At 71.3% G+C, this 20,924-nt stretch carries 18 protein-coding genes; 8 read left to right on the forward strand and 10 right to left on the reverse strand.

The features are described 5' to 3' along the window. Positions 1-24: 24 nt before the first annotated feature. The gene (locus tag ITJ59_RS13355) at positions 25-2,160 is read right to left on the reverse strand and encodes an FAD-dependent oxidoreductase (protein WP_194651730.1); all 2,136 of its coding nucleotides are present in this window, start codon (positions 2,158-2,160) and stop codon (positions 25-27) included. A gap of 80 nt (positions 2,161-2,240) precedes the next feature. Between ITJ59_RS13355 and ITJ59_RS13360 the strand changes: the two genes are divergently transcribed. The 4 genes from ITJ59_RS13360 (at position 2,241) to ITJ59_RS13375 (ending at position 6,899) form a co-directional block, all read left to right on the forward strand. Then, entirely contained in the window at positions 2,241-3,371 is a 1,131-nt protein-coding gene (locus ITJ59_RS13360) for a glutamate--cysteine ligase (protein WP_416354870.1), read from the forward strand. A gap of 112 nt (positions 3,372-3,483) precedes the next feature. Next, positions 3,484-4,590, forward strand: coding sequence for a tetratricopeptide repeat protein (locus ITJ59_RS13365; protein WP_194651733.1), 1,107 nt, complete (start codon positions 3,484-3,486; stop codon positions 4,588-4,590). Next, on the forward strand, positions 4,577-5,626 hold the full coding sequence (locus ITJ59_RS13370; RefSeq protein ID WP_194651735.1) for a tetratricopeptide repeat protein: 1,050 nt from the start codon (positions 4,577-4,579) through the stop codon (positions 5,624-5,626). Before ITJ59_RS13365 ends, ITJ59_RS13370 begins: the two co-directional genes overlap by 14 nt. Before the next feature lie 37 nt (positions 5,627-5,663). Then, positions 5,664-6,899, forward strand: coding sequence for an ATP-binding protein (locus tag ITJ59_RS13375; protein ID WP_323749500.1), 1,236 nt, complete (start codon positions 5,664-5,666; stop codon positions 6,897-6,899). 62 nt (positions 6,900-6,961) lie between these two features. On the opposite strand, the gene ffh is transcribed toward ITJ59_RS13375, so the two are convergent. Continuing rightward, positions 6,962-8,515, reverse strand: coding sequence for a signal recognition particle protein (gene ffh / locus ITJ59_RS13380; RefSeq protein WP_123294804.1), 1,554 nt, complete (start codon positions 8,513-8,515; stop codon positions 6,962-6,964). Positions 8,516-8,579: 64 nt separating this feature from the next. On the opposite strand from ffh, the gene ITJ59_RS13385 reads away from it, so the two are divergent. Next, a complete protein-coding gene (locus tag ITJ59_RS13385) occupies positions 8,580-9,374 on the forward strand; it encodes a DNA polymerase beta superfamily protein (protein WP_194651737.1) in 795 nt (264 codons plus the stop codon). 12 nt (positions 9,375-9,386) lie between these two features. Here the strand turns inward: ITJ59_RS13385 and ITJ59_RS13390 are convergent, their stop codons facing one another. Then, positions 9,387-10,064 (reverse strand): hypothetical protein, encoded by a 678-nt coding sequence (locus ITJ59_RS13390; protein ID WP_194651739.1) that lies wholly within the window; start codon positions 10,062-10,064, stop codon positions 9,387-9,389. An 87-nt stretch (positions 10,065-10,151) separates the two neighbouring features. On the opposite strand from ITJ59_RS13390, the gene lipB reads away from it, so the two are divergent. Both lipB and lipA read left to right on the forward strand, forming a co-directional pair. Continuing rightward, a complete protein-coding gene (gene lipB / locus ITJ59_RS13395) occupies positions 10,152-10,862 on the forward strand; it encodes a lipoyl(octanoyl) transferase LipB (RefSeq protein ID WP_194651741.1) in 711 nt (236 codons plus the stop codon). After that, positions 10,859-11,842 carry a lipoyl synthase gene (gene lipA, locus ITJ59_RS13400; protein ID WP_194651743.1) on the forward strand — a complete coding sequence of 328 codons (984 nt, stop codon included), beginning with the start codon at positions 10,859-10,861 and terminating at the stop codon, positions 11,840-11,842. The genes lipB and lipA overlap by 4 nt, the downstream gene beginning before the upstream one ends. A 110-nt stretch (positions 11,843-11,952) precedes the next feature. On the opposite strand, the gene ITJ59_RS13405 is transcribed toward lipA, so the two are convergent. Together ITJ59_RS13405 and ftsY are read right to left on the reverse strand one after the other, a co-directional pair. Continuing rightward, positions 11,953-12,111, reverse strand: a complete 159-nt coding sequence (locus ITJ59_RS13405) for a DUF4175 domain-containing protein (protein ID WP_139199230.1) — start codon at positions 12,109-12,111, stop codon at positions 11,953-11,955. Positions 12,112-12,171: 60 nt separating this feature from the next. Then, positions 12,172-13,041, reverse strand: coding sequence for a signal recognition particle-docking protein FtsY (gene ftsY, locus ITJ59_RS13410; RefSeq protein WP_194651745.1), 870 nt, complete (start codon positions 13,039-13,041; stop codon positions 12,172-12,174). Between the two features lie 218 nt (positions 13,042-13,259). On the opposite strand from ftsY, the gene ITJ59_RS13415 reads away from it, so the two are divergent. Further along, positions 13,260-14,288 carry a TerC family protein gene (locus ITJ59_RS13415; protein ID WP_194651748.1) on the forward strand — a complete coding sequence of 343 codons (1,029 nt, stop codon included), beginning with the start codon at positions 13,260-13,262 and terminating at the stop codon, positions 14,286-14,288. Positions 14,289-14,477: 189 nt separating this feature from the next. On the opposite strand, the gene ITJ59_RS13420 is transcribed toward ITJ59_RS13415, so the two are convergent. The 5 genes from ITJ59_RS13420 to ITJ59_RS13440 form a co-directional block, all read right to left on the reverse strand. Beyond that, entirely contained in the window at positions 14,478-18,278 is a 3,801-nt protein-coding gene (locus tag ITJ59_RS13420) for an AAA family ATPase (protein WP_194651858.1), read from the reverse strand. A 68-nt stretch (positions 18,279-18,346) separates the two neighbouring features. After that, on the reverse strand, positions 18,347-19,318 hold the full coding sequence (mutM, locus tag ITJ59_RS13425) for a bifunctional DNA-formamidopyrimidine glycosylase/DNA-(apurinic or apyrimidinic site) lyase (protein WP_194651749.1): 972 nt from the start codon (positions 19,316-19,318) through the stop codon (positions 18,347-18,349). Between the two features lie 4 nt (positions 19,319-19,322). After that, the gene (gene rnc / locus ITJ59_RS13430; protein ID WP_228511478.1) at positions 19,323-20,048 is read right to left on the reverse strand and encodes a ribonuclease III; all 726 of its coding nucleotides are present in this window, start codon (positions 20,046-20,048) and stop codon (positions 19,323-19,325) included. 13 nt (positions 20,049-20,061) lie between these two features. Further along, positions 20,062-20,265, reverse strand: a complete 204-nt coding sequence (gene rpmF, locus ITJ59_RS13435) for a 50S ribosomal protein L32 (protein ID WP_017888273.1) — start codon at positions 20,263-20,265, stop codon at positions 20,062-20,064. Positions 20,266-20,320: 55 nt separating this feature from the next. Next, complete coding sequence (locus ITJ59_RS13440) at positions 20,321-20,902, reverse strand: DUF177 domain-containing protein (protein ID WP_194651860.1); 582 nt, start codon at positions 20,900-20,902, stop codon at positions 20,321-20,323. Positions 20,903-20,924 lie beyond the last annotated feature (22 nt).

The raw sequence follows: 20,924 nt of genomic DNA on the forward strand, positions 1-20,924 counted from the left end.
CGGGCCGCGATGCGAGCCGACGCGCTACGGCGCGAGTCGCCGCACCGCTTCGAGGGCCTCGGACGTCGCGCGGACCGCGTCCACGCTCCGCGCGTCGCGTGCGCCACCGACGACCGCGTACGGCACGCCGGCGGCCTGGAGGCCCGTCACGAGTCCGTCAGGCGCGTCACCATCGGTGTCGATCGCGCGCTCCTGCCCGGCGCAGACCACGACGGTGTCCGCCGGGATCGCGCGCTCCTCGCCGTGCTCGTCGCGGATCCAGAGCGCGCCGGGCTCGATCCGCAGGTACTCCTGCACGCCGCCCACCATCTGCACCCCGGCGTCGCGGAGCCGACCGATCGCGACCCAGCGCGACGTGATCCCGACTCCCTGACCGAACTTGCCCGAGCGGCGGAGCACGGTGACGTCCGTGCCCGGCCGGGTCGTGCGGGGCGCGGCGGGGAACCGCTGGGGGACGTCGCCGACGAGTTCGTCGGACACGTCGAGGTCCCAGCGCGCCGCGAACTCGGCGGCCCGGACGGACTCGTCCGGCGACTCGGTGAGGAACGCCGCGGTGTCGACGCCGATGCCGCCACCACCGATGATCGCCACGGTGCCGGCCGGCACGCCCTCGCGCAGAGCCTGCTCGTACAACACGACGTGCGGCAGGTGTGCGCCGGGGATGTCGATCTCTCGCGGGACCACCCCGGCGGCGACCACGACCGCGTCACTGCCGTGCAGGTCCGCGGCGGTGGCGGGACGCCCGAGGTGCACAGTGGCTCCCCGTTCGTCGAGCTCGGCACGGGCGGCACGGATGGTGGCTGCGTAGTCCTCCTTGCCGGGGACGAGCGCAGCCAGGTCGAACTGTCCGCCGAGTCGGTCCGCGGCCTCCCAGAGCGTCACGGTGTGCCCTCGGCGCGCGGCGTCGACCGCGGCGGCGAGGCCCGCAGGTCCACCACCGACGACGTCGACGCGCTTCGAGTCGGCGGTCGGTCGAGCGGGGAACGCGACCTCGCGGCCGGCGCGCGGATTGACCAGGCACGACACCGGCGCGCCGATGATCGAGCGGTCGAGGCAGGCCTGGTTGCAGCCGATGCAGGTGTTCACGAGGGCGAACCGCCCCTGCAGCGACCGGTTCACGAGCGCGGGGTCGGCGAGGAACGGCCTGGCCAGGGCGACGGCGTCGATGGTCCCGTCGGCGAGGACGGTCTCGCCGTCGCGCAGGTCGGTCATCCGGTTCGACGCGATCACCCGGACGTCGGGGTACGACGACGCGCGCACGACCCCGGCGATGCGCGCGGCGTAGGCGAGCCAGGCGCCGTGCGGCACCGCGGCCTGCACGGTCGGGGTGCGGGACTCGTGCCAGCCGATCCCCACCGAGATGCCGTCGAGCCCGAGCGGGAGCAGGTCGTGCACCAGGGCGTCGACGTCGTCCTCGGTCGATGAACCGGGCATCAGGTCGGCGCCGGAGAGCCGGATCGTCACGGCGAGGTCCGGCACCGCGGCACGCACGGCCGACACCACCGCGATCGTGAACCGGCGTCGGCGTTCGGGAGAACCGCCCCACTCGTCGTCACGCAGGTTCGTCAGTGGCGACTGGAACTGGTTGATCAGGTACCCCTCGGACGCCATGATCTCGACGCCGTCGAACCCGATGTCGCGCGCGGACCGGGCCGCGGCGGCGAAGTCCTCGATGGTGCGCTCGATCTCGGCCGGCGTCAGCTCGGTCGGCACCACGCCACGGGCGGCCGCCCAGGGCAGGGCCGACGGTGCCACCACGCGCTGGGACTCCCCGTGCCGGTCGACCATCCCCGCGGCGAGCGCGTACCGCCCGGCGTGGAACAGCTGGGCGAGGATCGTGGAGCCCTCCTCGTGCACGGCGTCGACCGCCGTGCGGAACCGCTCGTCCGCTCCCCCGACACCGAACACCGCGAAGTCGGGTCCCCCGCGGGCTTCGTCGTTGACGGCGATGCCTCCGGTGATGATGCAGGCGGCACCGCCGGCGGCGCGTTCACGGTAGAACGCCGACATCCCGGCCCCGCCGTCGTCGTGCACCTCGAGCCCGGTGTGCATCGACCCCATGACCACCCGGTTGGGCAGGGTCAGGGGGCCGAGCGTCCACGGCGAGGCGACCGTCCGCAGGGAGTCCGGGACGACGGGCGTGGAAGCGACGCTGCTCATGCCACCACTCTGCCGTGCCCTGCGCCGCCGGGCCGAGTTCGTTGTGCCTTCCCGACAACCGGGCGGGCAGGATGGTCCCCATGGACATCCGCTTCACCGAGTCCCCTCCGTCGACCATCGGCGTCGAGTGGGAGCTCCCGCTGGTCGATCTGTCGACCGGCGACCTCGCGCCCCGCGCCCCCGCCGTCATCGCGGCCGTGCACGAACGGATCGGCGACCGCGAGCGGGTGACCGAAGAACTCCTGACGAACACCGTCGAGGTCGTCTCCAGCGTGCACTCGCGGGTCGGCGCCGCGACGAGCGAGCTGTCCGGCATCATCGGCGAGGTCATCGACGCCGCCGAGCCACTCGATGCGCAGGTCATGTGCTCCGGTACGCATCCGTTCGCCGTCTGGGACCAGCAGGAGATCACCCCGGACAGCGAGCACTACACGACCCTGATCGACCGCACCCGCTGGTGGGGCCGCCAGATGCTCATCTGGGGCGTGCACGTCCACGTCGGCATCGACGACCGCGACAAGGCCCTGCCGATCCTCGGTGCGATGCTCGCGTACGTCCCGCACCTGCAGGCGTTCACCGCGTCGAGCCCGTTCTGGGCCGGCACCGACACCGGGTACGCGTCGAACCGCGCGCTCATGTTCCAGCAGCTCCCCACCGGTGGCCTGCCGCCGGCGCTCGGGGCCTGGGCGAACTTCGAAGAGGTGGTGGGTGACCTCACGCACACCGGTGTCATCGACAGCGTGAAGGACCTGCGCTGGGACATCCGCCCCTCGCCGAAGTGGGGGACGCTCGAGAACCGGGTGTCCGACGGCATCTCGACCCTGCACGAGGTCGGCGCCGTCACCGCGCTCGTCCAGTGCCTGGTCACCGCGATGTCCGACCGTCTCGATGCCGGCGAGACCCTGCCGACCATGCAGCCCTGGTTCGTCCGCGAGAACAAGTGGCGCGCCGCCCGGTACGGCATGGAGGCCGAGATCATCACGAACGCCGCCGGCGACGAGCGGCTCGTGACCGACGAGGTGCACGACCTGGTGCAGCGGCTCGACCCGGTGGCCGAGCGACTCGGGTGCCAGCAGGAACTGCACCACCTCGACACGATGATCGCGAACGGGGCGTCGTACCAGCGGCAGCTCACGGTCGCGCAGGAGCACGGCGGCGACCTGCGCGAGGTCGTCCGGCACCTGGTGACGGAGTTCCGCGAGTCGCTCTGACCAGCGGGGCGCTGGACGCGCGCCACGGCGGACGGGAGGCCCGTGGCGGATCCGCCACGGGCCTCCCGTCCTGGGGGCATCCGTGCCACGCCGCGACCGCTACAGTTCCCCTGTGACGGGGGAAGCTGCGCAGCGTGGACCCACGGTGCTGCGCGCCGGGGCCTTGATGGACGCCGGGCTCCCGGAACGAGCGCTCGCCGAGCTCGCCGCGGTCGAACGCGACGAGGGCGAGTCGATCCCCGGCCTGCGTGTCCGTGCACTCGCACTGCTCGCACTCGACCGGACGGATGCGGCGCGTGACGCTGCTCGACGTGCCGTTGAACTCGCGCCAGGCGACAGCACGTCCCTCCGCATCCTCTCGACCGCCCTGCTCCGGTGCGGGGACCGGACCGAAGCCGTCGATGCCGCGCGCAGGTCGGTCGCTGCGGACCCGGGCTCGTGGCAGGCCCACACGGCAGTGGCCGACGCCCTCTGGCTCGGCGAGCAGAACCGCCTCGAGGCACTGCGGGCGAGTTTCGAGGCGATCCGCCTCGCGCCGACCGAGCCGCTCGTGCACCGCCGACACGGAGACCTCCTGCTCGCGGCAGGACGGCGGCAGGACGCGCAAGCTGCCTACCGACGCGGTCTCGAACTCGCCCCGGAGGACCGTGGAGCGCGGCACAACCTGGCGGTGACACGGCTGCGGCACGGCCACGAGGGCGAATCCGCGCTGGTCTTCGCCGGCATCCTGTCGACAGATCCGACGAACGCCACGGCACTGCGGAACCTGATGGTCGGCGTCGTGAACCCGCTCGGCCGCATCCGCACGGTCCTCGGCGCAGCGGCGCTGTTCAGCGGGTTCGAGTACCTGGCGACGATCGACAGCACGGCTCCTGGAGTGGGTCGATGGGCGGCGGTCGTCATGCCGGTGCTCGCCCTGGCCGGGGTCACGTTCGTCGTCCTCCGTTTCACCACCGAGGCACGGCCACGGCTCGCCTTCCTCGTCTCGGTCGCTCGACGGACGGTTCCGGGTTGGGGAGCCCTGGCAGTGACCCTCGGCGTCGCGACCGCGATCTCCCTGACCGGGCTGTTCCTCCCACCGGTCGGCGCACTCGCCGCACAGGGTCTCGTGTTCGTCGGGGTCGTCGTCGCATCCGTGCGGATCCGCCGCATCCTGCAGGCCTTCCCGAGAACCCGGCCGACTCCCGCGGAAGTCGAGGCCGACGATGACGACCGGTGAACGACTCGCTCGCGCGATGGAACTCCGCATCGCAGGTCGTCCGCGCGAGGCACTCACGGCGCTCGCGGGCCTGCCAGCAGACCATGTCGTCCAGATGGAGCGTGCGCTCGCCCTGGTCGACGTCGGGGAACCAGAGGAGGCCTTCGGCGTGGCTGTGGAGGCCGTCGGAGCGGCTCCCGACGACGTGGACATCCTGCTCGCGTTCGCGCACGTCGCCGACCGGAACGACGAACACGGCGCAGCGCTGGGCGCGGCCGAGCGGGCGATCGCCCTGGCGCCCGACGACCTCCGGGCGCTCGTCTCCTACGCGGCCCGTGCCGTGCGGTGGCCCGAGTACGAAGACCGTGCCGCTGCAGCGATCACTGCTGCGTTCGAGCTGGCGCCGACGGACCCGGACGTCCCGAGGACCCTCGGCGACATGCTCCTGGGCACCGGGCGGTACAGCTCCGCGATCGAGGCGTACGAACGAGCACTCCGACTCTCCCCGACCGACTCCGCGGCCCGCCAGGGACGCGCCGCCGCTCTGTCGCAGCTGGGACGTGAGACCGCAGCCGTCGAGGGCTTCTGGGGCGTCGTCACCGACTCCCCCGGCAACGTCGCGGCGGTCGGTGGACTCCGCTTGGCTGCCCTCGGTTCGCTGCAACGGCTGCGCGTGCTCATCGGCGGGAGCGCGATCGCCGCCTTCTTCGCCGGGATCCGTCTCGACGCCACCGGAGCGACGCCGACGATCGCACTGGTGGGGTGGACGCTTGCCGCCGCGATGCTCGTGGTCGGCGCGGCCCTCGTGGTCCGGCTGGTCCGCCGCAACCGCACGCCGGTCGTGCGGCTGCTCCGCGCCGACCGGCTCCTGGCAGTCACCGTCGCCGTGCTTGGCGTCGCCGCGCTGGCGGTCCTGCTGTCGCCGACGATCCCGACCGACTTCCCGTGGCTGCCCACGACGGCCTTCGGACTGGTCGCGATCACGTCGCTCCTCTCTGTCGTCCTGCACTACCGAGCCGCGCCACCGCCCCCGGCGCGACCCCGCGACGGCTCCTGACCGTGGTCCTTCCACCTGTTGACCCCGAGGACACCCCGTGAACGATGAACCGACCGACGACGACCCCGTGATCGCTGCCCTGCGGCGTGCGATCGGATCGGCCCCGGGTGACGTCGCACTCCGCGTGCACCTCGGGCGCCTGCTGCTCGACGCGGGCAGGACCGCAGAGGCCACGACCGAGGCGGCGGCCGCCCTCGCGGTGTCCCCGACCGATGCCTCGGCGAGCGGGCTGATGCTCGCGACGCTGCAGCCCGGAACCGCCCCGAGCCCCCCGGCGGCAGCGCCGGCGGACAACGCCACCGCGACCTTCGACTGGCACGCCGCAGAGGAGCAGGTCGAACACATCGTCGAACCGGCGTTCGTGGACGACACGACACCGGACGCCGACCTGCCGTCCGCGTTCTCGGTCGAGCGGGCCGGCGTCGGGTTCGCCGACGTCGGCGGCATGGAGACCGTGAAGCAGCGACTGACCGCTGCGTTCCTCGCTCCGCTCGCCAATCCGGAGCTGCGGGCCCTCTACGGCAAGAGCCTGCGCGGAGGTCTCCTGCTCTACGGCCCGCCCGGCTGCGGGAAGACGTTCATCGCGCGCGCCGTGGCCGGCGAACTCGGGGCACGCTTCATGAGCGTGGCGATCACCGACGTCCTCGACCCGTACATCGGCGCGAGCGAACAGAACATCCGGGCGGTGTTCGAGGCGGCACGTGCCGCGGCACCGTGCGTGGTGTTCTTCGACGAGGTCGATGCGCTCGGGCAGCGTCGGAGCCAGACCCGGAGCTCGCACGTCCGCGGGATGGTCAACCAGCTGCTCACCGAACTCGACGGTGTCGACGGCGGCAACGAGGGCGTGTTCGTCCTCGCGGCGACGAACCAGCCGTGGGACGTCGAGCCGGCGCTCCGCCGTCCGGGTCGCCTGGACCGCACCGTGCTCGTCCTGCCGCCGGACGCCCCGGCACGCGAGGCGATCTTCCGTGGACACCTCCGCGACCGACCGGTCGAGGGCATCGACACCGCAGCACTCGCGAGCCGTACCGAGGGCTTCTCTGGTGCGGACATCGCGTACGTGTGCGAGGTCGCCGCCGAGCACGCGCTCATGGACAGCGTCGCGACGGGTACCGCGCGGCTGATCGGGATGCCCGATCTGCTCTCGGCGCTGAGCGAGGTCCGCCCGTCCACGCGGTCCTGGCTCGAGACCGCACGGAACGTCGTCCTCTTCGGCGAGGACGACGGCACGTATGCCGACCTGCGGGCCTACCTGAAGAAGTCCAAGCGCTGAACGACGGACGGGAGGCTCGTGGCGGATCCGCCACGGGCCTCCCGTCCGTCAGTGGGTCACGACTAGCGACCCAGGAACTTCTGCAGGCTCGCCAGCTCTTCCTCGGTCGGCGCCTTGCCGCCCTTGGCGGCGCCGCCGAGGCCGAGACCGGAGCCCTTCGGCGCCTGCTGCGGCGCTGCCGCCGTGCCGGCGGCGATCGCCGCGCGCTTGGCCGGGTTGCCGACCTTCGACTTCTTCTTGCCGCCCTGCTGCTGCTTCTTGCCGCCGTGCATGCCCGGGATCGGACCCATGCCCGGCATCTGCGGCACCCCACCGCGGGCGACGGTCTTCATCATCTTGGCGGCCTGTTCGAAGCGGTTCACGAGGGCGTTGACCTCGGTGACCGTGGAGCCGGCACCCTTGGCGATGCGGAGGCGACGTGAGCCGTTCAGGAGCTTCGGCAGTTCGCGCTCCTTCGGCGTCATCGACTGGATGATCGCCTCGGTGCGCACGATCTCGCGCTCGTCGAAGTTGTCGAGTGCCTCGCGCATGCCCTTGGCGCCGGGGAGCATGCCGAGCATGCCCTTGATCGAGCCGGCTTTGCGGAGCTGCTGCATCTGCTGCAGGAAGTCGTTCAGCGTGAACGAGTCGGACGCGATCTTCTCGGCGACCGCGCGGGCTTCGTCCTCGTCGAAGGCCGACTGGGCCTGCTCGATGAGCGACATGATGTCGCCGAGGTCGAGGATGCGGCTCGCCATGCGGTCCGGGTGGAACGGCTCGAAGTCGTCGAGCCCTTCACCGGTGGAGGCGAACATGATCGGGCGGCCGGTGACGCTGGCGACCGACAGGGCCGCACCACCGCGGGCGTCGCCGTCGAGCTTCGACAGGACGACACCGGTGAAGTCGACGCCTTCCTGGAACGCACGGGCGGTGACGACTGCGTCCTGACCGATCATCGCGTCGATGACGAACAGGACCTCGTCCGGGTCGACTGCCTTGCGGATGTTCGCGGCCTGCTTCATCAGCTCGGCGTCGACGCCGAGTCGACCGGCGGTGTCCACGATGACGGTGTCGTACTGCTGGTCGACCGCGGCCTTGATGGCGTTCTTGGCGACCTTGACCGGGTCGCCGACGCCGTTGCCGGGCTCCGGGGCGAAGACGTGCACGCCGGCCTGCTCGCCGACGACCTGCAGCTGCTGCACCGCGTTCGGACGCTGGAGGTCCGCCGCCACGAGCATCGGCGTGTGGCCGTCCTTCTTGAGCCACTTGCCGAGCTTGCCGGCGAGGGTGGTCTTGCCGGCACCCTGCAGACCCGCGAGCATGATGACCGTCGGCGGCTTCTTCGCGAACTCGAGGCGACGCTGCTGCCCGCCCAGGATGCCGACGAGTTCCTCGTTGACGATCTGGACGACCTGCTGCGCCGGGTTCAGCGCGCGGTTGACCTCGTCGGAGAGGGCGCGCTCGCGCACTGCTGCGGTGAACGCCTTGACGACCTCGAGCGCGACGTCGGCGTCGAGGAGCGCCCGCCGGATCTCGCGGACGGTGCCGTCGACGTCGGACGGAGTCAGCCGACCCTTGCTCCGCAGATTGCGGAAGGTCTCGGTCAGCCGATCGGAGAGTGAACCGAATTGCGCCATGATCCGTCGATTCTACCGGGTCGCCCTCTCGCTCGGGTGCCGCCGTCCTCGGTATCGTCTCGACATGCGTGCCGTACCAGCAGGACTCGACCCCGCCGTCGTCGCCGAGATCGACGGACGGCTGGCCCGTCTGCAGACCGACCTCGGCGTGACGATCCCCTGGGCGATCGAGAGCGGCAGCCGCGCCTGGGGCTTCCCATCGCCCGACAGCGACTACGACTGCCGGTTCCTCTACCTGCGCCGCCCCGACGACTACCTGTCGCTGTGGCCCAGCCGCGACGTCATCGAGACGCCGCTGGACGAGGTGTTCGACGTCAACGGCTGGGACCTCGCGAAGACGGTCCGCCTCGCCGTGAACGGGAACGCGACGGTCGGCGAGTGGCTGCGGTCACCGATCGTCTACACGGGCGACGAGGCGTTCCGCGACCGACTCCTGGCGTTCGTCGCGAGCGTGGCCGACCGCGGGCGGATCGGCCGGCACTACCTGCACGTCGCCGCACGGCAGTACGAGCGGGAGATCACCCTGAAGCGGTTCTTCTACGTGCTCCGGACCGCGGCCTCGCTCCGGTGGCTGCGGGACCACCCGGAGAGCGCGATGCCGCCGATGGACCTGCCGACGCTGCTCGCCGAATCCACGGTCGATCGAGCGGTGACGGACGCGACGGCGGAACTCATCGCGGTGAAGGCACGGACGCGCGAGGTCGGCAACGGCACCCCGCCCGAGGTCCTCGTGCGATTCGTCGACGCGGAACTCGAGCTGGCGCGGCCCTTCGACGACCTGCCGCCCGAGAACCCCTCGGCCGACGCGCACACCCGAGCGGATGCGTACTTCCTCGGCGAGCTCGACCGACTGCGCTGACGACGGGACGGCTCAGCGCAGCAGCACCCCGGGGGCGAGCTCGACCGGGGCGTCCAACCCGAGGTCCACGACCACCGGCGCCGTCGACGGCAGGCGGTCCCCCGTCGGGAACCACCGCCGGTCCGGCGACACCAGGATGACGAGGCCGTCGACGTCACCGACCGCGGCGAAGCCCTCGACGGGCGGGTTGGCGTAGGCCTCGAGCCCGGCGTGGCGCAGCGTCTCGACGGCCCCGAGGACGTCCGGGACGGCGATGCCGACCTCGCTGACCGAGACGAGCGGAACGGCGCCGGCGCGCGCGGGGGCGGGTGCGGGTGCGGCGGACGTGGACGCGGCGAGGTCGCGCCGCTCGATCAGCTCGAGCAGCTGCCGGTCCGGACCCTCGAAGTACACCGATCGCGAGTTCCAGTTCGGCGGCCCGTCGAACTCGTCACGGCCGTCGGCGTCGACCAGCACCGTCGCGACCCCGGCGATCCACGCCACAGCGTCGTCGAACGTGCCCGTCGGGATCGTGATCGCGAGGTGGAGCGCGCCGGTCATCTCCGGCAGGTCCCGGAACACGAGCCGCGTCAACCCCACGTGCACCTCGACCGATTCGTCGGCGCGGTCGACGGGGCAGCCGAGCCGCTCCCAGAACCGAGCGGTGTCGTCGAGCGAGCGGGTGGCGAGCTGTACCTGGCGGATGTCCATGTCCACCACCCGAACCCCTCAACCTCGGTTGAGGTCAAGCCGATCGGTTGTTGTACTCCGTCCAGAAACAGTCGTAGGCTCGCTCGCATGCCGGAACTCGAGATCGTGCGGCCCGCCGGGCTGCTCGACTACGCCGAAGGACTCGCGCTGCAGCGGGACCTCCACGCCGACGTCGTCGCCGGCCGCTCCCCCGGGGCCCTGGTGCTGTGCGAGCACCCGTCCGTGTACACCGCCGGCCGTCGCACCGAGCCGTCCGACCTGCCGACGAACGGCGCGCCGGTGGTCCAGGTCGACCGCGGCGGGCGCATCACCTGGCACGGCCCCGGGCAGCTCGTGGCCTACCCGATCGTCCGGCTGGCCGCGCCGATCGACGTCGTCGCGTGGGTGCGGGACCTCGAACAGGTCATCATCGACGCAGCAGCAGCGGTCCGCGTGGACGCACGACGCATCGACGGGCGCAGCGGAGCCTGGACGACCGGACGCAGGCCGGCAGGCACGCCCGCCGCCAAGGTCGGCGCCATCGGCCTGCACGTCGCCGAGGGCGTGACGACCCACGGCATCGCGATCAACTGCGACAACGCGCTCGACGCCTACGCCGCGATCGTGCCGTGCGGCATCGCCGACGCGGGCGTGACCACGTTGACCGCCGCCGCAGGTCACGCCGTCACGGTCGACGACCTCGCCGACACCGTGGTCGACCGCATCCGCGCCGCCGAGCACGGCATGCGGACCGGCCGCCGGATCAGCAGCGCCGCAGCCCCCAGCACAGCGCCCGCACGACAGGAGACCCTCGTATGACCCTCGCCCCCGAAGGCCGCCGGATGCTCCGCGTCGAGGCCCGCAACGCCGAGACCCCGATCGAGACGAAGCCGGGGTGGATCAAGACCCGCGCCACCCAGGGTCCGGAGTTCCGCGAGCTGTCCGCCCTCGTGAAGGACAAGCAGCTGCACACCGTCTGCCAGGAGGCCGGCTGCCCGAACATCTTCGAGTGCTGGGAAGACCGCGAGGCCACGTTCCTGATCGGCGGCTCGCAGTGCACCCGTCGGTGCGACTTCTGCCAGATCGACACCGGCAAGCCCGAGCCACTCGATCGTGACGAGCCCCGCCGCGTCGCCGACTCGGTCGCCGAGATGGGGCTCAAGTACGCCACGGTGACCGGTGTCGCCCGCGATGACCTGCCCGACGGCGGCTCCTGGCTCTACGCCGAGACCATCCGCCAGATCCACGAGCACTCCCCCGGCACCGGGGTCGAGATTCTGGTGCCTGACTTCAACGGCCGCCCGGACCAGCTCGGCCGGGTCTTCGACGCGCGCCCCGAGGTCTTCGCCCACAACGTCGAGACCGTCCCCCGGATCTTCAAGCGCATCCGACCGGCGTTCACGTTCGAGCGCTCTCTCGACGTCATCACGCAGGGCCGCGACGCCGGGCTCGTCACGAAGTCGAACCTGATCCTCGGGATGGGCGAGGAGCGCGTCGAGATCGAGGACGCCCTGCAGCGCCTGCGCGACGCCGGCACCGACATCATCACGTTGACGCAGTACCTCCGTCCGTCCGCCCGGCACCTGCCGGTGGCGCGCTGGGTCACGCCGGAGGAGTTCGTCGCGCTGCGCGAGGTCGCCGAGGAGATGGGCTTCGCCGGGGTGCTCGCCGGACCGTTGGTCCGGTCGTCGTACCGCGCCGGACGCCTGTGGGCACGCGCCACGGTCGCGCGCGGCGGCTCGGTTCCCGAGCACCTGTCGCACCTGCTGGACGCGGCGCCGGGTCGCCAGGCGGTCTGAAGCCCCTGACCCCGCGGCACTGGTCGCGACCACGGACGGACGGGAGGCACGGTGCCAGCTGGCACCGTGCCTCCCGTCCGTCCATCCGCCCGTTCAGGGCGACGCGATCGCTACGCGCGACCGCGGATGCTCCTGAGGAGCCAGCCGATGACGGCCAGGATGATGAGGACGATCCCGACCCACAGCAGGAACTTCAGGGCACCGACGAAGATGCCGCTGAAGAGCAGGACGAGGCCGACGATGATCGCGATGATCAGGAGTGCTGGCATTGGAGGGGCTCCTTCCGATGTACCTGGACGATCCCTGTACTGCGGAGACGGTACCCGGAATCAGCCGACGAGGTTCTGCACGAACACGTGCGGGGTGAAACCCGTGAGGTCGTTGATGCCCTCGCCCTGCCCGATGAGCTTGATCGGGATGCCGGTCTTCTCCTGCACGCTGAGCACGAACCCGGCCTTCGCGGAGCCGTCGAGCTTCGTGATGACGAGACCGGTCACCCCGGCGCCCTCGATGAACGCCTGCGCCTGGGCCAGCCCGTTCTGCCCGGTCGTGGCGTCGAGGACGAGCAGGACCTCGCTGATCTCGGTCTGCTTCTCGACGACGCGCTTGATCTTCGTCAGCTCGTCCATCAGACCCGCCTTGGTGTGCAGACGGCCGGCCGTGTCGATGACCACGATCTCGGTGTTGTCGCGGATCGCCTTCTCGACGGTCTGGTACGCCACCGACGCCGGGTCCTGTCCGGGCTGCGAGGGGCGGACGACGTCGACACCGGCGCGCTCCGCCCAGGTCGCGACCTGCTCGACCGCGGCGGCACGGAAGGTGTCGGCCGCACCGACGAGGACCGTGCGGTCGTAGGTCTTCAGGAACTTGGCGAACTTGCCGATGGTCGTGGTCTTGCCGACACCGTTCACGCCGACGACGAGCACGACGGCGGGTCGCGCGCTGAGCTTCAGGGTGGTGTCGAGCTTCGACAGCCGTTCTTCGAGCACCTCGCGCAGCATGCGCTGCAGGTCGGCCGGGTCGGTCGTGCCGTACCGGTCGACGCGAGCGTGCAGGTCGTCGATGATCGCCTCGGAGACGTCGGGGCCGAAGTCAGCGCCGATCAGGGCGGTCTCGAGCTCCTCCCACGTGGTCTCGTCGATCGTCTTGCGCTGGAAGAGGCCGCGCAGCCGTGAGGACAGTGACCAGGAACTCGCCATGTTCCCAGCTTAGAGCGCGGCGCATGTCCGTCCGTCCCTGTACGATCTGACACACGAAGGGGAGTATTCCTCCTCGGTGACCCCGTCAGTACGGCCCGGATCGACCCGGGACCCGGGGCGCCGGTCGTGCAGCACCGGCTCCGGTGCGACACGGCGGAAGAGACCTTCAGGCCTCGGCGTACCCCCATTCCTGTGGAACGCCCTATCTGAAGGAAACCGTGGACGTCCCACTCTTCGTCTGGCTCCTCACCATCGCCGGCATCCTGGCCCTGTTGGTGTTCGACTTCTACTCGCACGTGCGCACCCCGCACGTGCCGCACATCCGCGAATCCGCGTTCTGGTCCGTGTTCTACATCGGACTCGCGATCCTGTTCGGGTTCGGCATCCTGGTCTTCGGCGGCGGACAGGCCGGCGGCGAGTACTTCGCCGGATGGCTCACCGAGAAGGCGTTGTCGGTCGACAACCTGTTCGTCTTCCTCATCATCATGACGAGCTTCGCGGTGCCGAAGGAGTTCCAGCAGAAGGTCCTGCTCGTCGGCGTCGCGATCGCCCTCGTCGCCCGCGGCGTGTTCATCGCCCTCGGCGTCACGATCATCGAGAACTTCTCGTGGGTGTTCTACCTGTTCGGCGCGCTGCTGTTCTGGCTCGCGTGGTCGCAGGCCCGCAGCGGCAACGACCACAGTGGTGACGAGGGCGACTCCCGCCTGATCCGGATCCTCAAGCGCATCATCCCGACCTCGGACCACTACGACGGCGACCGCATGACCACCAAGGTCGACGGCAAGCGCCTGTTCACCCCGATGCTGCTCGTCATGGTCGCCATCGGTCTGACCGACGTACTGTTCGCGCTCGACTCGATCCCGGCGATCTTCGGGCTCACGCAGGACGCCTTCATCGTGTTCACCGCGAACGCGTTCTCGCTGCTCGGGCTGCGGCAGCTGTACTTCCTGATCGCCGGGCTGCTCGAGCGCCTGATCTACCTCGGCCAGGGCCTCGCGGTCATCCTCGGCTTCATCGGTGTGAAGCTCGTCTTCCACGCCATGCACGTCAACGAGCTGCCGTTCATCAACGGCGGCGAGCACATCGAGTGGGCGCCGGAGATCCCGATCTGGTTCTCGCTCGGGTTCATCCTGCTGACGATCGCCGTGGCGACGACCGCGTCGCTCATCGTGTCCAAGAAGCGCCAGGAGCGCGGGCTCACCCCGACGGGCGAGCCGACGGAGTCGGTCGAGGCCGACGCGAAGTAAGCGTCACGCCCTGGACGGGCGTCGACACGGACGGGAGGCACGGTGCCAGCTGGCACCGTGCCTCCCGTCCGTCCGTGGTCGCGACCAGTGCCGCGCGCCGGGTTTCGGCCTGAGCGACACTCTGCGCGCTCCGGAGCGCGTGAGCTGTCGCTCAGCGCGAAACTCGGCAGGCCGGCTGCGCTCGGCCGGTCACGCGACCGCGTCGGCCGGCTCGCGCTTCTGCACCCGCTGCCCGACGACGGCGGACACGCCGTCCTGCCGCATCGACACCCCGTACAGGGCGTCCGCGATCTCCATCGTGCGCTTCTGGTGCGTGATGACGATGAGCTGCGACGACTCGCGGAGCCGCTCGAAGACCGTCAGCAGGCGGCCGAGGTTCGCGTCGTCGAGCGCAGCCTCGACCTCGTCCATGATGTAGAACGGCGAGGGCCGTGCCGTGAAGATCGCAACGAGGAGCGCCACCGCAGCCAGGGACCGCTCGCCACCGGACAGCAGCGTCAGACGGTCGATCTTCTTGCCGGCGGGCTTCACCTGCACGTCGATCCCGGTACCGAGCAGGTCGGCGGGGTTCGTCAGGTTGATCGACCCCGAGCCGCCCGGGAACAGGATCGGGAAGATGACGTCGAAGGCGTCCTTGGTGTCGTTGAACGCCGACTCGAAGATCGTCTGCATCTTCGTGTCGAGTTCGTCGATGATCGTCATCAGGTCGGTGCGGGTCTTCTGCAGGTCCTCGAGCTGTTCGGCGAGGAACGCGTGCCGCTGTTCCAGGGCCTGGAACTCCTCGAGCGCGAGCGGGTTCACCTTGCCGAGCCGACCGAGGTCACGTTCGGCGGCCTGCAGGCGGCGCTCCTGCTCGGCGCGGACGTACGGCACGGTCTCGACGTCGGCGGGGTCGACCTCGTCGGTGACGTCGAACTCGGGCAGCGCGGGGCCGCCGGGCAAGGTCGAGTCAGCGTCGACGAGCGCCACGGTGTCGTCGTCGGGGGTGGTGTCGAAGTCGGCGTCGCTGGCGTCCGGCGCGACGTCGACGTCCTCGTCCGCGTCGTCCGCGTCGGACGCGTCGTCCGCTGCTGCAGCCGCCGCAGCAGCGCGCTCGGCCTCCCGGTGCTTCCGCGCCAGCACCCGCGGGTCCACCAACACGTCCACCGGCACGGGCACGGTCGGCCCGTACTCGGCGACGAGCACGGCCTCGGTCAGCCCGAGGTCGCTCAGCGCCCGGTCGAGGACGCCCGACACGTGCAGCTTCTTCTCGTAGATCTCCATCTCGAGCGAGTGCACGCCGTCGGTGATGGTCTGCAGCCGGTCGCGGAGCTCGCGCTCCTCGTTCCGGATCGCCTGCAGCTCGGTGTTCCGCTTCGACCGTTCGGACTCCTCGGTCGCGAGCTGGACGCGCGCCCCGGCGAGGGACCGGTCGACGGCGCCGAGCACGCCCGGCAGGTCGGCGAGCACGGCCTCGGCGGTCTCGATCTGCCCGCGACGGATCACCGCGCGACGGGCGGCTTCCTCGGCCGCCGCGCGCTCGGCCTCGAGCTGGCGTTCGAGCTGGTCGGCACGGTGTCGTTCGGCGCGGACGCGCTCACGGACGGTCTGCACCTGGATGCGCTGTTCGACCTCGGCGGCGCGTGCGGCCTCGAGCGCGTCCTGCAGCCCAGGGCGCTCGGAAGCGTCGACGACGGGCCGCTCCTGCTCGGTGAACGCCCGGTGGACCGCCTCGGCGTCCGCCAGGGCGGCGTCGACGGCCTCGACGGCCCCGTCGGTCTCGGCGAGGGCGGCGCGCAGACGCTCCACCTCGGCCGCCGCGTTCTCGGCCTTCGCGCGGGTCGAGGCGCTGGTCCGGTCGTACTCGGCGGTCGCCTTCGCGTGCGCGCGGGACGCAGCGTCGGCCTCGTCCGCACGGCGGCGCGCGTCCTCGGCGGCGGTGCGTGCTGCCTGGAGGCCCGTGGCTGCGTCCTCGGCGTCCGTCGCGATCGCGTCGCGTCGGGTCACGGCGTCGTCGCGTTCCGCGACCAGCTCGATCCGCGAGGTCACGCGCTCCCCACCGCCGGTGACGCGGACGGCCCGCACGAGGTCACCGGACCGCGTGACGACCGTCGCCTGCGGGGCGGCGGCGAGCACTGCCTCCAGGTCGAGCGTGTCGGCGTCCTCGTTCGCGTTCTCGTTCTCGTTCTCTGGGGTGTCCGCGATCAGCGTGTTCCGCAGGATCGCGGCGAGGGCGGGCGGACCCTGCACGACGTCGAGCGCACGACGGACGCCCGCGGGCAACCGGTCGGGCAGGTCCGTGGGGGCGTCCTGTGCGTCGGCGACGACGACGTCGATACGGCCGATGTCCTCGGACCTGGCGTGCGCGACCGCGTCGAGCGCGACCGACCGGTCGTCGGCGAGGACGGCGTCGGCCAGGCCGTCGAGGGCGATCGCGACGGCTCCCTCGAACCCGGGCGTCACCGTGAGCGCGTCGGCGAGACGGCCGACGATGCCCGCGCGTCCGGCGTCGATGAGCGCCTGCGAGCCGTCGCGGACGTCGATCGACATGCCGAGCGCCGCGACCCGGGCGTCGAGGGCGTCCCGCTCGCGCTCGAGGCCGTGCAGCCGGTCGCGCTGTTCGTCACGGGCGGCCTGCGCTGCCTCCAGCTGCTCACGGGCGGCGGCGAGCGTGGCGGCGAGGGCTTCGTCGTCGACGCCCTCGGACGGATCGGTGCCGAGCTCGGCGAGGGCGGCCGCTGCACGTTCGGCGCGCTCGCCCGCCTCGGCCAGCGCGCGCTCGCGACGTTCGCGGTCCGCCACCGCCGAGCCGCGCTTCGACCGGGCCACGTCGACGGCGTTGGCCAGCCGCTGCGCCTCGAGGTCGTGCTGCGAGACCCGGGCGGCCTGCGCGGCGATGCGTTCGTCGAGGGCGTCGAGCGCGTCACGGGCGGTCTGCACCGCGCGGGCGGCCTCGGCGGAACCGCCCTGCATCGCGTCGGCGCGGGCGGCGAGCCGATCCGCCTCGGCACGGACTCCGGCCACCCGCTCCGGGGTGATCGAGGGGCCCTGCTGCGGGGCGTCGGCCTGTTGCGCCAGGAACATCAGCCGCTGGTTCGCCAGGCTGGACAGCCCGCGCAGGCGCTCCTGCACGCTCTCCAGGCGGTGCACCACGGTCCGGGCGCGGTCGACGTCGTCGCCGACCATGCTCTGCTCGACGTGCTGCTGGCGCACACGGGTCTGGTCGAGGCGTTCGGTCAGGACGATGCGCTCCGACTTGCGACCGGCCTCGACCTCTTGGTGGTCGTGCAGTTCGCGGCGCAACCGGACGACGTCGTCCGCCAGGATGCGGGCCTTGGCGTCCCGCGCGACTGCGGCGACGGACTGGGCCTTGCGCGCGACCTCGGCCTGGCGGCCGAGGGGCTTCAGCTGGCGACGGATCTCGCCCGCGAGGTCGGACAAGCGGGTCAGGTTCGTCTGCATCGCGTCGAGCTTGCGGAGGGTCTTCTCCTTGCGGCGACGGTGCTTCAGGATGCCGGCGGCTTCCTCGATGAAGCCACGCCGGTCCTCCGGGGTGGCGTGCAGCACCTTGTCGAGCTGCCCCTGCCCGACGATCACGTGCATCTCGCGGCCGAGGCCGGTGTCGCTCAGGAGCTCCTGCACGTCGAGCAGCCGGCAGTTCTCGCCGTTGATGGCGTACTCGCTGCCACCGTTCCGGAACAGGGTGCGTGCGATCGTCACCTCGGAGTAGTCGATCGGCAGCAACCCGTCGGAGTTGTCGATCGTCAGGAGCACCTGGGCGCGCCCGAGCGGTCCGCGGGTCGAGGTGCCCGCGAAGATGACGTCCTCCATCTTGCCGCCGCGCAGGGTCTTCGCGCCCTGCTCCCCCATCACCCAGGCGAGGGCGTCGACGACGTTGGACTTGCCGGAGCCGTTCGGGCCGACGATGCACGTGACGCCCGGCTCGAACGCGAACGTCGTCGGCTGCGCGAAGGACTTGAACCCCTTGATGGTCAGGCTCTTCAAGTACATGCGGTCTCCGGGTGTGCTCACGCGTGCTGCGGCGGGGCCGCTGCTGGGCTGTGCTGCTGGGCGTCAGGCTAACGCGTGCGGGCGCGGGGACGCGGTTGGCACACGGGACAGATGTGGCTGGACCGGTTCATGAAGGCCTCGCGCACGATCGTCGCGCCGCAGCGGGGGCACGGCTCGCCCTGCTGTCCGTACACGTTCAGGCGCTGTGAGAAGTACCCGGACTGCCCGTTCACGTTGACGTACTGGGCGTCGAAGCTCGTCCCGCCGTCCTCGAGCGCGCGCCGGAGGACACTGCGCACCTCGGCGAGCAGCAGCCGCAGGTCGGCGCGGGTCAACCGCTCCGCCGGCCGGTCGTAGTGCAGCTTCGCGGCCCACAGCGATTCGTCGGCGTAGATGTTGCCGATGCCGCTCACGACGCCCTGGTCGAGCAGCACCCGCTTGATGCCGCTCGAGCGCTTCCGGGCGATGGCGGCGAACCGGTCGTCGTCGAAGGCGGGGTCGAGCGGGTCGCGCGCGATGTGCGACACCTGCTGCGGGACGCTCCGCCGCCAGACCGCGTCGGGGTCAGACTCGTCGATGTGTCCGGCGAACCCGGCCGGGGCACCGTCCACCGTCGGCACCATCGAGTCGATCGCCATCGAGCCGAAGGTGCGTTGGTCGACGAACTCGAGCTCGACCGCGGGTTCGGTGCTGCCGCCGCGGTCGGTGCCGGTGGGCTGCACGTCGATGAGGATGCGGCGGTGCCTGGCGGCCTCGCGCCCCCGGCCGAGCAGGATCTGGCCGCTCATGCCGAGGTGGGCGACGAGGGCCTCGGGCCGGTCGCCCTCGTGCTCGGGCAGCAACGGCATCCAGAGGAACTTGCCCCGGCGGACGGCTGCCGCGATCATGCGGCCGGTCAGCCGGTCGGCGAAGTCCTCGGCCGGGCCGTCGTGCCGGGTGAGCGCCCGCTCGTCGAGCACGTGCACGGCAAGGACACGCGCGCCGCTGACCGCGGGTTCGAGGCCGGCGCGGACCACCTCGACCTCGGGGAGTTCGGGCACGCGGTCAGGCCGCTCGGCCGGACAGCCGGGTCCAGGCGTCGAGTGCCGCGGACATCTCGGCGGCCTTCTTGCTCGAACCGGTGCCGACCGCGATGTCCTCGCCCTGCAGGACCACGGTCGCGCTGAAGGTCTTGTCGTGGTCGGGTCCGGTCTCGGTGACGCGGTAGGCCGGGTTGCCGAGCGACAGGCTCGCGGCGAGCTCCTGCAGGCTCGTCTTCGGGTCCATGGCCGCACCGAAGCGGTCCGGGTCGATCATGAGCGGTTCGACCAGGCGCAGCACGAGGTCGGTCGCCGGGTCGGGTCCTGCGGACAGGTAGGTGGCACCGATGATCGCCTCGACCGTGTCGGCGAGGATCGACGACTTGTCGCGGCCACCGGTCTGCTCTTCGCCCTTGCCGAGCCGCACGTACTGGCCGAGCTCGATCATCCGAGCGATCTCGGCGAGCGCGACCGTCGACACCAGGCTGGCGCGCCGCTTGGCGAGGTCACCTTCGTCGAGCTCGGGGAAGGACCGGTAGAGCTTCACGGTCACGGCCTGGCCGAGGATCGAGTCCCCGAGGAACTCGAGACGTTCGTTGTGGCGGATACCGCCGTGCTCGTAGGCGTACGAGCGGTGTGTCAAGGCGAGCTGGAGCAGCTCGAGGTCGATGTCGACCCCGAGCTGGCCCTGCAGACGAACGACGTCCGGCCCCACGGGGCTGGACCCCGCGGCGCCGGACGTCGTCGTCATGCGTTCGGTCCGATCAGACGTCAGCGACCTTGCGGCCCTTGTACTCCATGTACAGGGGGGTGCCGGCCGAGTCCTCGACGACCTTCGCGCGGTGCGGGAGGCTGTACGTGACCTGACCGTTCTCGATCGTCTTGACGAGCTGGATCGGCGTGGCCTTCCACTGCGAACGACGGGCGTGCGTGTTCGCACGGGACTGCTTGCGCTTGGGAACGGCCATGGTGAATCTCTTTCGGTTGGTCGGTGGTCGGTACGGGGGCTGGCGGTGACGGGGCCTACTCGGCCTCGGCCCGCTCCTCGCCCTCGGTGGTCTTCGTGTCGGTGGTGTCGCCGTCGGCGGCACGTGCGGCTGCTTCGAGCTGGACGCCGGACAGGGCGGCCCAGCGCGGGTCCAGCGTCTCGTGAACGGGCTGCTCATCGAGATCGGCCAGTCGCTCGCCCGTCACCGGGTCGAGGCCTGGGCAGTCCGGTCGGCAGACCGGCTGGAACGGCAGCGCCAGCACCACCGCATCTCGAACGACCTGTTCGCAATCCACGTGGTCATCGCGAACGAAGAAGTCGAAATCCTCCGAGGCATCATACGCGAACAGCTCGGCGAAATCGACCTCGACGGGCTCGCTGATGTCGATGAGGCAGCGCGAGCACTCCCCCGTCGCGTCCGCCGAGGCGTGACCGGACACGAGGACACCCTCGTGCAGGCCCTCGAGCCGCAGGTCGATCTGGAGCGGAGCGCCCTCGCGCACCGCGATGACACCGGCACCCAGCGCGTCCGGCACCACGATGTCGAGCGAGTGCTCGCGCATCTCGCCCGGACGGTGCGCCAGGTCGCGCACGCGCAGGGCGTAGGGGCTGTTCACGTGGGAAGACACGATCGACAAC

This window comes from Curtobacterium sp. VKM Ac-1393, from assembly GCF_015350995.1.
Taxonomy (GTDB): Bacteria; Actinomycetota; Actinomycetes; order Actinomycetales; family Microbacteriaceae; genus Curtobacterium.